Origin of the sequence: Lysobacter antibioticus (assembly GCF_001442535.1) — a bacterium.
In the GTDB taxonomy this organism is placed as follows: domain Bacteria; phylum Pseudomonadota; class Gammaproteobacteria; order Xanthomonadales; family Xanthomonadaceae; genus Lysobacter; species Lysobacter antibioticus.
Window position 1 is genome coordinate 2,398,426 of the sequence record NZ_CP013141.1, and the last position, 12,377, is coordinate 2,410,802.

Here is a 12,377-nt window from a genome sequence, read left to right on the forward strand (position 1 = left end):
TCGATTCCACTCGCTCGGACTAATCCGCCCGACCGGGCCGCTTCGTGCCTACGACCCTCGCCGCTCGAAACACCGGGGTTGGCGGCCGGAACCCAAGGTCGTTGACTCGCTGGAGGGCGCCGCCGGAAGGCGGCGGGTACGATCTTTGCGTTACGAACCGTGGACGGCTTGCGCCGCCGCGCGATCGGTCGCAGTCGTGATCTTCGCCGGTACCCGCGCGACCTCAGATTCCGCGATCGAAGCGCGCGATCGCCTCGGCGATCGCGCCGGCTCCGCTCACCGTCTGCAGGCGCGGATGTTCGTCGCTCATACCATGCTCCATCTCGTGCGCCCAAGTCACGTGGTAGGGCATGTGGATGCCCCAGCCGCCGAGCGCGATCACCGGTTCGATGTCCGACCTCAGCGAGTTCCCGACCATCGCGAAAGCGCTCGGTGCCACGCCGAACTCGGACAGCACCCGCGAGTAGCTGGCGTCGTCCTTCTCCGAGACGATCTCGATGCGGTGGAACAGGTCGGCCAGGCCGCTGCGGGCCACCTTCTTTTCCTGGTGGAACAGGTCGCCCTTGGTGATCAGGACGATGCGGTGGCGGGCCGCAACCGCTTCGACCGCTTCGCGGATGCCGGGCAACAGCTCCACCGGGTGGTCGAGCATGGCCTTGGCGAGCAGGACGATCTTGTGGATGCCGGCCGCCGAGATACGCGATTCGGTGATGTCGATGGCCGCCTCGATCATCGACAGGACCATGCCTTTGACGCCGTAGCCGAACAAGGCGAGGTTGCTGCGCTCGACGGCAAGCAGGCGCTGGCGTACCGATGCGTTGTCCACGTCGACCCAGGCGCTGAGGATCCTGTCGAATTCGACCGCGGCCTCCTGGTAATAGCCCTCGCTATGCCAAAGCGTGTCGTCGCCGTCGAAACCTACTAGTTCCAGCATGGGTCTGCCTTGAAGATCGGGCGCAGGCGGTGCTCGCCGCGCTTGCCGGGGGATGGACCGGAGGCCGATACGGCCTCGGTCGGCGCGTCCGCAGCAAGGACCGCCACGGCGACGGGCATTATCCCGCAGCCGGATTGCAGCGCCTATGCGGCAATGGCCGGTATGGCTGGCGGCCTCGGCTGGGCGGCCTTAATGAGAAACCTCAAGGAAGCGGCCCGCCGGCACGGAGAGAAGTGCCGGTACGGGCCGCAAGGAACGCTGGTATGGGACGGTTTACCGCCCGGGCGGCGCCCGGGTCGACCGGGGGAGAGCGGGAGCTCGGGCAGGAGCGAGCACCACGCCGCAGGTAGAAGAAGGCGCCGCCCCGGGCCCTAGCCCGGCGGCTAGCGGCGCCTTCTTCCATGGCCAGGGCCCGCGATTCGGCTGGACCGGTGACCATCCCCAACGCAAAACCTCAACTTTCGTGCTCGCCGCCCTCGTCCAGGAAGTTATTGCGGCGACCGAATTTCCGATGACGCTCGAGCTGCGAATTCATGTAACCGGAGATCAACGCCGCCAGTTCGCTGTCCGGGCCGAGCGCATTGATCACGGTCAGCCACATGCCCCGGTAAATCCAGCGGTTGCTACGGACGTAGTTCTTGCGCCAGGGCCCATAGACCGTCTCGGGCAGTTCGGTCCAGAAACGCCCGGTCGCCATGACCCACAACGCCGCCTCGACGAATCGTCGTGCGTCGTCGGCGCTGGCGTTGCGCGTATAGACCGTCCGCGGCAACACGGCTTCGATGGCCGCCCACTGCTTCTCATCGAGCCGGGTGAATTTCAATTCCTCGCTATCGTTCTGGGGCATGGATTCGGCTTCCAGCTCGTCCACGGGGTCGTCGATTTGTTCGTTGCTAAACGGATGGATATTGCACACGGCGTGATCTGCTTATGGGTATGTCTAGGGGGGTTCCGAAGGGTCATTGCCGACAAGGGCGATTCCATCGACACAAACCAGGATCGGAAGACTGGACGCAGTGCATTACCTCCTTGGAATCGGACTGCTTCGATTCCTGTCGCGGGCTACGACAGATTGCTGATACGGGACTTTCATCCTTCCTGGCCCAACGCTTGTTTTCGTCCATGACCGCCATCCTTGGCCTCTTTGTCGGGAGTGCGCCGCCGGATCGCGACGCAAACTAAATGCTGTTCGGTGCACACCATGTGCACGACACGAATGTTCGAAGCGTGCGTTCAATATGACCTGAACCGAAATGAAAATTTGATATGTGCAACGACTCCCTGCCGTTATTACCCGCAATTATCTTCGACGCCGATCGCCTGCACGCATTTCGACCCGGCCACGCCGCCAATAACCCGCACAAATTAATTGCACCTGAAACATAAGACCGGGGACGCGCTGCTTCGCTTTTCATGTAGAACCCGACCAGCCAGGGCGTGGACGGCGAATAGAGCCAACGCTCGCGAATATCTCGATCGCTTGCTCCCCATACAACGCACGCTGGCGCATCAAGATAAAAGCGCCGAGCCGGAATCTCCATGAGAGGAATCCACTACGCACCGGACTTTCGCCTCGCCATATGACTCCGCCCTCGCCGGACGTCCTGTCGCGCCGATGGCCTCTTAGGCATAGCGATGCAAATTCTGTGCCGACCGTCACGTTTTTTGACCGTATTCGGCAAAGTTTCGCTAACTTCGCGATGAAACTGTTTACATCGCCACAGAAAGCGCTCTTCGTGCCAGCTACGTGCAGGCTCCGCCTCGTCCCCGCCCCCCTAGACCCACGCTTTGGGGCGGTAATTGACGGTAAATGTCAGCCACATGACACTGAATCGGGTTTTTGAATGGAACCCCTGCCCAAACTTGTCTTTCGCCCGATACCGATCAGCGTTTCGCAGGGTCGTGCGAATGAAAACGCACAGCGCGATTCATTCCCGAGGCGAGAGCCATCGAGGCGTGTGAAAAGAAAGTTGTGGCATCGCCCGCGAAGCCCGTGTCGGACGCCAGGGGCCTCAGAAGATCGAGCACATAAATGCATCGCCCGATATCGATCGAGGCGGTGCGCGCCGATCGCTATGGACCAGCGAATACCCGGCATGTGAGCCAGGATTATGCGATCGCCGGCAACGGATACGCCGCCGGCGAGCCGGCGGCGCCGATATACCGCTGGCTCAGTTGACCGTGCAGGTCAGAGTCACGACCACCGAGGCTCCATTGGCGAGCGCCCCCAAGGCGACGCCAGCCTCCAGCTGAGCCAAGGTCAGACCCGCCGGACAGGCTGCTCCACTGCAGCTCGGCGGCGCGGTGCAGGTCAGACCGCTGCGACCTGCAGCGGGATCACTCAGCACGGCGCCCGTAACCGTATCCGGCCCGTTGTTGGTCACCGCGATGGTGTAGACCGTGGTCGCGCCTCGGGTCACGGTGTCGCCGGCTTGGTCGCTGGGACCGACGCCCGGCGTATTGGTCTTGGTGATGATCAAGTCAGCCAGCGGATTGCGCGTATTGCTCAGCGTGCAAGTCAGGTCGTCGCCTGCCACCGGCGTCACGTTGAAACTGCTGCCGCTGCCGCTCGGGGTTTGTCCGCCGGCCGATGCATTGGTGCAGGCGTAGGTCGTGACGTAGTTGGCCAGGGTGGCGCCGGCTGCGCCCGCTTCGGACAGGGTGTAGACAGTCGCCAGCGTGGCCGGGTCGAGGATCGCGATCTCGACTGGCGTATTGGTCGTGCCGGTCGTGGTCACGCTGACTGGCCCCCCTGCACCGCCGATCGTCAGCGCAAACTGGTCGCTGCCGACGAAGCGCCCGAGCGGCAAAACTTTCTGCAGTCGCAGCACCGGCTGCCTGCTGTTGGTGAAGGTGCATACGATGTTCGCCCCGGCCGCAGTGGCCGCAGCATCGAGCGTCACCGTTCGATTGCCCAGGTCCGCCGCCGCGCTGCCTCCCGCGGCCAGCCCGGTGCAGCTGATGTCGGTCAGGGTGAAACCGGCGACCGCTGCTTCGGTCACCGCGGTCACCGCTCCGAGCGCGGTCAACGTCTGGACCGCGCCGCTTACCGGCGTGCCGGCCACCGTGGTGGTCAAGGTCTGCGGCACCACGCCGTTGCTGCCTGTGAAGCCGAAACTGCCGACACCGCCGAGGCTGATCTTCGCGATCGTCAACCGCGCCGCCGACACGTCCGAATCGGTGGCCTGATTGTTGGCGGTGTTGGCTTCGCTGGTACCGGCACCGGCGGTAACCGTGGCCGTATTGGTCAGCGCACCGGTGAAGTTCGCCGGCACCGTCAGGGTCAACAAATAAGTCACCGAACCGCCGACCGGCAGGTCGACGGTGGCGTCGTTGATGGCGCCGCTGCCGCTTGCGGTGCAGACACCGCCGGCCGTGCCCGTGCAGGTCCAACTCGCGGCGGTGATGCCGGCCGGCAACGGATCGGCGACCGTCGCATTCTGGGCGCCGAACGGCCCGCTGTTGCTGACCACGATCGTATAGACGACGTTCGTGCCTGGCGTATAGGTGTCGTTGGCCTGGTCGACCTCGCCGTTGACGCCCGGCGTGTTGGTCTTGGTCAATGCCAGGTCGGCGCCGAAAGTGATGTTCGCGGTCGGACAATTGGAACCGTCGTTGGAACTCGAGCCCGGCGCGCCGCTGATCAGGGTCGCCGCACCGGTACTGAGATCGAACTGATAGAAACCACTGGGCGGGTTATTACCCGAACCGTACAAGCCATTGGGCGCACCATAGATCGCGCCGAAGAAGCCCGCCGGCAAACCGTTCGGCACGCCGATGTTGGTGACCGCACCGGTGGTCGGATTGACCGACACCAGTTGGCCGCTGTTCGTCACGCTGTACAGCAGACCGCCAACCCAGGCCCAGTCGGCGATGTTGATCGCCGAACTCAGGGTGATCGGCGTCGCCACCAAGGTGGTGATGTTGACGGCGTACATCACGGTGCCGGCGGCGACGTTGCTCTTGACGTAGAGAATGTTGCCGGCGGTGCCGAAGGCGCCGCTGATGTAGACCCCCGAAGGCAATCCGGTCACCGCTCCCAGTATCGCCGTGCTGCCGTCGGCGCCAACGCGCACCAGGGTGTTGCCGGCGGGATTGGTGATCAAACCGTATTGATAGTTGTCGCTGGGGTTATAACCCACCGCGTTGTACACCGAGGCGGCGGTTCCCACCGCGTTGAACACCAGCGGATTGACGCTGGTATTGATCTGGTACAGCGTGGTCGGCGTCGGCGCGCCCGGCGACTGTTCGAGCCACATGCGCGCATCGCAGGTACCGAAGCTGGGCTGATCGAGAATCGTCAGCGCGTAGTCCTCGGCTTCGCCCGAACCGGCGATGCCGGTGGGGCCGGCAATGAGCGCGGCACTGGCCGCGGTGCGTACGCGCAGATAGGACTGGCCGGCGCTGGTGTCCGAGCTCACCGTCCAAGCCAGCGTCGCACTGCCGCCGCTGCAGCTCACCGTCGCCGATCGTTCGTCGGCATCGAATACGCCATTGCGGTCGAAATCGATCCACCCTGCGATGAAGCCCGTGCCGACGCAGGCCACCGGCACCGAATACGAAAGCGTCCGCAGGCTGACCGACAGCGGGGCCAATGCCGATACGTTGACGCCATCCTCGTCATTGGCGGCGCCGTTGCCGTCGTCGAGCGACGCCCCGGCCCCGGCCCAGGCCGGATTCTCGACATCGACTCGGCTTCCGAGCAAGGCGGTTGTCGGCTGCACGAGGGTTGCGAGCGAGAAGCCCGCGGAGAATATGTCGGTATTGCCGGCCGGAAGCGTGCCGCCGCTCCAGTTGTATTGGGGCAAGTGCCCTGCCGTACCGTAACTGCTCGGCGCATCGCCGTAGTCGGCCACGTTGAGCATCACGCCCAAGGCCACCGCCTGGAGGCCGCCCGCTTGAAGCGTGAGTGTCGCCGTCGTGGCGTTGTCGATGAAGTACACCCCCATCGGGGCGGGGTTGGCCGGCGAACAACTATTCGGCGCCAGCGAAGAAAACGCATAGGTCGTACCGGTCACGTTGACGTTGTAACCGGTCGTGCAACCCGCGGCGCGATTGCGCTCGATCACGCGCATCGTGGCGCCCGCAGGCAGCGTCGTACGTATCGCTTCGGTGACGCTGGTGGTCTCCGCATCGGCGAACACCAGGCCGTCCAGTACATAGGGACTACCGCCCAGCAAAGCCGAGCAGCTGTAGGTGAACGTGGTCAGGGTACCGTCGACACGATTGATCAGACCGATGTCCATCGTGTTGGACCCGCCCGTGCCGCCGACGTTGTACAGATCGTCCAGGCCGTCTTCGAAATAGCCGCCAGGGCGATAGATCTGCAGGTCGGGATCGGCTCCGCTGCCGCTGATGCCGCTCAAGGTGCAAGTAATCACCAGCGGCGTACCGGAAATGGTGATCGTATTGACGACCGAGGTGCCTACCTGGGGAATGGCGGTGCCGCTGACGCCCCAGTCGAACCACAGGATCTGGTTTCGATACTGACCGCTTCCGCCCGTCGCGTATTGGGCCGTCGCCGGTCCCGCAGCCAACATACCGAGAACGGCCGCCATCAGAGCGAGGAGCTTGGTGACGATGGATTTCATTTCCTTCTCCATGGACCGCCTGCGAAGGTTCGGTCACGACTGCGATTGAATCGGCGCGCCCACGACGCTGCATCGCCGGCCCAGCCCTGACAGTACTTCGGTGCACCTGCTCCGCCCTGGATCTCCAGGCGCATGCGCGGGGATTTATGGTTCGCTCCCGACCATCCGCGAGGGATCTCGCTACGACATCCGCAGGCTACGAATTTTTCACCCGGAATCTTCTCTGCAACGCCTCCGGCCGGCAGCCATGGCCACCGCCCTCGGCTAGCGACCAACCCAGCCTGGGTCCGTCCCCGTCAGCGACTGCCCTCGACATCGAATCCGCACACCGAACTCGGTGGCGGACGTCGAATCCCTAGTCCTTGATGGACTGAGCGCGGACCTCCACGGACACCGACAGCGCCAACTTCCGGCCTTTGATTTCTCAAGCTGCTCGCACTGTGCATCGAGCGATCAGTACGTACCGACCAGATTCAAGAACCAACCCTTGTGGTCGTAATCGAAGTTGGTCAGGTCGTCGCTGAACTCGGTGAAGTTGTAGCCCACACCGACGCGGAAGTTGCGGCCGATGTCGCGGTCGACGCCGATCAGGAAGCCTTGGCGATCGCCGCCGTCCTTCACGCCCAGCCAGCGGTACTCGGCCAGCGCATGCCAGGTTTCGGCGAACTCGTAGCGGGTCTGCACCGCGGCGAAGGTGGTCGCCGAATCGGCCCACTGCCCCTCGAGACGGCCGTAACGCACTTCGCCTTCGCGACGCGCCAGCTTGCCGGCGAATTCCCAGTGGTGGTTCGGGTTGTAGATGCCTTCCAGCGACAGGATCTGGCTGCGCTGATCGTAGAACGCCACGTTGTCGCCGATCTGCGGCAGCGCCGACACGTCGTACAGATACGTGTACTTGCCCAGCAGCGCGTACTTGGTGCTGTTCCACGGCCGCCAGGCGAAACCGACGTTGCCTTCGATGAACTTGGCGCCGGCCTCGGCGTTGATCTGGTCGGTGGTCTTGGAGTAGTTGAAGCGTGCGGCGATACGGAAGCTTTCGTTGATCTTGTGGGTCAGGTTGTTGGTGGTGACCCACTGCTCGCGACGCTCCGCACCGGTGTCCTCGCGCCATTCCAGCTTGCTCTGCCACTGCGTCGCGGCCGAGGTGTGGCCGCCGCTGAGGCTGACCGCACGGCGATCGACTTCGCCGATCTCCTTGTCCAGGCGTGCGCTCTGCAAGGTGAAGCCCAGGTTCCAGCCCTGGCTCGGATAGAAATCCATGCCGTAGGTGTGGGCCAGACCGGATTCGTTCGGCGCCTTCAGGAATTGGCTCTCGTTGTACATGCTGACCTGGTTCGACAAGCGCCAGCGCTGGCCGAGGGTCCAACCCGAGTTGAGGCGGTTGTTGAACAGCGGGTCGAAATCGGTGCGATCGGTCGAGTAGGTGTAGCTGCCGTAGACCGTGTGGTCGGGCTGGATGCGGTACTCGGCGTTGATCTGCGCCGCGTCGCCGCGGTCGCCGGTGGTCAGCTCGGCGCCGACGCTCGACAGGTTGCCGAACACGTACTTGCCGCCCAGGGTGAAGGCGTCGTTGTCGGCGTAGCGGCCGTTGTCGTCGTCCAGGGTGACCTGGGCGGTGCCGTACAGATCGAAGCTGCTGCCGAAGCGGCGCTTGTACTGCAGGGCGCCCAACACGCCGGCGGCGTCGAGGGTGGCGCGGTTTTCTTCGACGCGACGGATTTCCGCGGCCCAGGTGGTCGAGTCGCTGATCCGCCATTCGCCGGTCAACTGCGCCTGGGTCAGCGATTCGCTGCCGCGTTCGGCGCGGCTGTAGCGGCCGTAGATGTTGAAGGCCGGATTGAACTGGCCCAGCACCTCGAACCCGTGCTCCTGAACCTCCTGGCCCAGGTCGTAGCGCGAGATCGAGAAGCCCGGATCGACGCGACGCCACCAGGCGCCGGCCGACCAGTCCAGATTCGTCCAGCCCAGTTCCTTGAAGTTGGCGCGCGCTTCCACCGAGCGCGCCGTGCCCTTGCGCTGGTCGAGCCCGGAGTTGATTTCGTTGAAGCTCAGGCCGCCGTTGTCGGAGAAGAAGATCGGCGAACTGGTCGACTCGGTCTGGCTCTGCTCCAGCTTCAGGTAGGTGCCGCGACCGGCCTGCAGGGTCAGGTCCGCCCCCTTCAAGGTGTAGTCGTCGCCGGCGCGGTTTTCGTCGACATAGGTCGCGCCCAGCGCGACGTGGTCGCCGAACCAGTGCTTGCCGCGGAAACCGGCGGTGACCGAGTCGGCGTCGAAGCCGTTCGGAATGAACTCGTAGTCGACCAGCAGCACCTGGGTGAAGCCGTCCAGGGGCGTGTCGCGGGTCAGGGTCGGGATGTTCTCGCGGGTCACCTGCGCCAGCGGACGGGTCAGCAGGATGCGGCCCTGCATCTCGTCGATCTCGTAGTCGGCGCCGCGCACCAGGTCGACCCGGTTCTCGACCCGGCCGGTCGTCGCATCGCGCACTTCCAGCACGATCTTGTCCGAGCCGGGCAGCACGTCGGTGTGCTTGAGGTAGTACAGGCTGCCGCCGGTGCCGATGAACTCGTTATGGCCGGGCGCGGTCTGCGCCTCGGAACCGAACACCCGCAGTTCGCTGCCCGGCTCGCCGAGCACGGTGCTGCGGCGGCTGCGCCAATTGAGCGCACCGCCGTACAGCGAACGGCTGTATTGGCCGTATTCGGTGCCGGTGATGCCGGTCTCGAAGTTGCCCCACAGCGCCTGGCTCTTGTCCCAGTCGACGCGGACGTACAAGCGGCCCATGGTGTCGACGTCGCGGTAGGTGGTCGAGTCGTCGCCGTAGACCGGGTAGTACAGGTCCGGATCGAGGCGGCGGAAGATGTCCTGCGGGTCGGCCTTCCAGAAGCCGTTGAACAACTGGCTGACCTCGCGTTCGCGCGTGTCGGCCTGGGCGGTGACCAGGTACTTGCCCTTGATCTTGCCCTTCAGATAGAAGCCCAGGCGGCCTTCGAGCAGAAAGCTCTTATCGAAATGCTCGTCGCCGGCCAACGGCTCGATCGAACCGGAGGTGCTGCCCTTGGAGGCGGTCACATCGGCGATCGCGACGGCGAACATGTAGCGCCCGCTGACGTCGATGTCGAGCTTGGTGCTCGATCTCGCCGCCCTCGCCCTTCAGGCGCAGGTCGTACTCGTGGCGGCCGATCGGCTCGAGGTATTCGGCGACCAGCTTGCGTTCCAGGTCGACCGGGAAATTGCGCCCGTTGATGGTGACCGAGTAGTTCTCGGGAATGTTGCGGCCCTGGATACGGATGCGCGAGCCGTAGATGCCGATGTTCTGCTGGCGCAGGGTGCTGCTGCCGAACACGGCTTCGGTCAGGCTGTTGCGTTGCGCCTCTTCGATGCCGAGCGAGGTGCCCTGCTTGCGCTCCATGGCGTTGCGCATGGTCTGCAGGCCGCGTTCGGCCTCTTCCGGCCGCACCAGTTGCATGCGTTGCGGATAGGTCTCGTCGACGCTGCCGTCGGCGCCGTAGGCACGCACCAGGTACAGCAGTTCGTCGCCGGCACGCGCTTCGTAGCCGGCCGGCAGGGTGCCGTCCCATTCGGCCTCGCTGATCGCCCCGACCGGCAACTCGACCTTGGCCAAGGGATCGACCAGGTCGGTGTCGCTGGCGCGGTAGATCAACACTTCGGCGCGCTGGATGAACGAGGCATAGTTGTTGTACGCATAGAAGCGCACCGGCTTGAGCACCTTGGTGCCGTCGAACGAGACCAGGCTGGTGCCGCTGATGTTCATCTCCGGACGGCCGAGGGTGGGATCCTCGGTCGCCCAGATCACCCCGCCGTTGGGCAGGCTGACCGACCACTTGCCGATCGCCACCGCCTTGCCCGGCTGCTCCAGCGCCACCGACACGCGGCGGTCCGGCTGCAGGGCTTCCGACGAGGATTTCGCCGTCGTGCCCTCGGTGACCGGCTTGCTGTAGCTGCGCGTACGCAGCTTGAACAGCAAGCCGTCTTCGCCGCTGCACGCGTCTTCCGTGCACTTCACGGCTTCGGCAGGCCCTTCGGTCTGGGCGGCGGCCTCTTTGGTGGACTCCTGCGCAGTCGCCAACGGGGCTGCGCCCGCCAGCAAGCTGATCAGGGTGTAGTCCAGCAATTTCATCTTCATCTTCATGATCCGCCCCCTCAATTCCGCTTCACGTCGACAGGGGCGGTCGGATCGTTACTCGACTCGACTCGCACCTTGGCGCGCACTTCGGGGCTCAGTCGTTGGGCCAACGCGTCGTAGACGGCCTTGGCGCGTCGCATGCCGAGCGCAGTGTTGTATTGGTACGAAGCGCGCACGTCGGTGTGGCCGACGATCGCGATGACGCCGCCGTGCATGCGCTCCAGCGCAGCCGCGACCTTATCCAGCAGCGGCTCGAACTCCGGACGGATGGTCTCCTTGTTGGTGTCGAACAACACCGTGCCCAGCAGCGCACCGCCTTCGCCCAGGCCGACGATCAGCGAACCCGGGTCGTCGGCGTTGCCGCGCACGCTGACCTTCAGCGCCTGCAGCACGTCGGCCGGCAATTGCTTGACCAACTCGGCCTTGACCGCCGAAGCCCGATCGAACGCCAGCGACTCGCCATCGCCGTTGGCGCTGATCACCACTTCGCCGCCGCGGTGTTGCTTGATCTGCGCGGCCATCTTCTCGATCGCCGGCAGGTACTGCGCACGCACCTCGGCGCTGCCCGGGGCGAAGAACACTTCGCCCAGTTCCATCTCGATCTGCTCCTCACCGCCTTCGATCAGCCCGGCCGGCAGCTTGACGCCCCAGTCGAAGCGGACCGGCAGGCCCGGGGTGACGCGGCGCGTCAGCGGGTTGTCGGTGGTGAACACGCTGCCCGGCGGCAGGGTCGACGGATCGACCTTGAGGATGAAATTGCGGCCGCGTTCCAGGGTGCCCACGTCCACGCCCTCGAGGTGATAGCGGCCGTACTGGTCGGTCTCCATCAACAAACCCTCGATCGAGGCGATACGCACGCCCGGGATACCGCGTTCGTCGACACCGGTGTTGCGGACGATGTAGTCGACCACGTAGCCGCCTTCGGTCGGGCTGACCCGACGTTCCACCGTCGGGGCCGCGCCACTGAGGTTCTTGGCCGCGTCGCCGCTGCGCTCGATCCGGGTGGTACCGGCCGCATCCATCCGCACCGTCACGCCCTGCTTGGTGGTCAGCGCGAAGTCGTCGGTGAAGCTCAACTCCTTCAGGCGCTGGCTGATCACCACGCGGTGCGTGTCGACCGGATCGGCGTCGGACTGACGGGCCGAGATGCTGCCCAACACGATGCCGTGCAGCATCGGCGAGCTCGCGTCCGGTTCCGCCTTCGGACCGGTGCCGCGATCGACCGTAGTCGAGTTCGGCACGTAAGCGTCGGCAGCGAAGCCGCCCTGGACCCGCGCGTCGTCGATCGCCGCGCTGTCCTGCCAACCGTCGCCGTCGCGGTCGTCGAACACCGTGCCCAGGATCAGGGCGTGGTCGAGCAACGGATCGGCGATCAGCTGCACTTCGGCGGTGGCCACGTTGGAGACGATCTTGCCGTTGTCGCGCATCAGCGCGCTGTTGGAGTGGATGCCCGCGCGCACGCCGGCGCCGACCCGCAGCAGGTAGGTGAACGTCGCGCGCTCACCGGCGGCGATGTCGACCTGGTCGACCTGGATCGGATAGGTACCGACCAGGCGACCGACGCCGTCGCGATCGGCGACCGACAGCGAACCGTCGACGAAGGTGAAGCCCGCAGGCGGCGTATCGACCAGGGTCGCATCGATCGCATCGACGGTACCGGTGTTCTCGACCGTGACCGTGTAGCGGACCAGGTCGCCGATCTTCACAT

Annotated in this window: 6 protein-coding genes; all 6 read right to left on the reverse strand. The window is 64.9% G+C overall.

Features of this window, described 5'->3' with window-relative positions:
- Window positions 1–223: 223 nt before the first annotated feature.
- Entirely contained in the window at window positions 224–934 is a 711-nt protein-coding gene (locus GLA29479_RS09725) for an HAD family hydrolase (protein ID WP_057971455.1), read from the reverse strand.
- A 454-nt stretch (window positions 935–1,388) separates the two neighbouring features.
- Complete coding sequence (locus GLA29479_RS09730; RefSeq protein ID WP_057916781.1) at window positions 1,389–1,850, reverse strand: transposase; 462 nt, start codon at window positions 1,848–1,850, stop codon at window positions 1,389–1,391.
- 1,255 nt (window positions 1,851–3,105) lie between these two features.
- Window positions 3,106–6,525, reverse strand: coding sequence for a CshA/CshB family fibrillar adhesin-related protein (locus tag GLA29479_RS09735; RefSeq protein WP_057916780.1), 3,420 nt, complete (start codon window positions 6,523–6,525; stop codon window positions 3,106–3,108).
- 453 nt (window positions 6,526–6,978) lie between these two features.
- Window positions 6,979–9,618: a BamA/TamA family outer membrane protein gene (locus tag GLA29479_RS09740; RefSeq protein ID WP_057971457.1), complete on the reverse strand. Its 2,640-nt coding sequence runs from the start codon at window positions 9,616–9,618 to the stop codon at window positions 6,979–6,981.
- Window positions 9,527–10,669, reverse strand: a complete 1,143-nt coding sequence (locus tag GLA29479_RS09745; RefSeq protein WP_144436438.1) for a hypothetical protein — start codon at window positions 10,667–10,669, stop codon at window positions 9,527–9,529. The genes GLA29479_RS09740 and GLA29479_RS09745 overlap by 92 nt, the downstream gene beginning before the upstream one ends.
- Window positions 10,670–10,686: 17 nt before the next feature.
- Entirely contained in the window at window positions 10,687–12,375 is a 1,689-nt protein-coding gene (locus tag GLA29479_RS09750; RefSeq protein ID WP_169795639.1) for an OmpA family protein, read from the reverse strand.
- Between the last annotated feature and the right edge of the window lie 2 nt (window positions 12,376–12,377).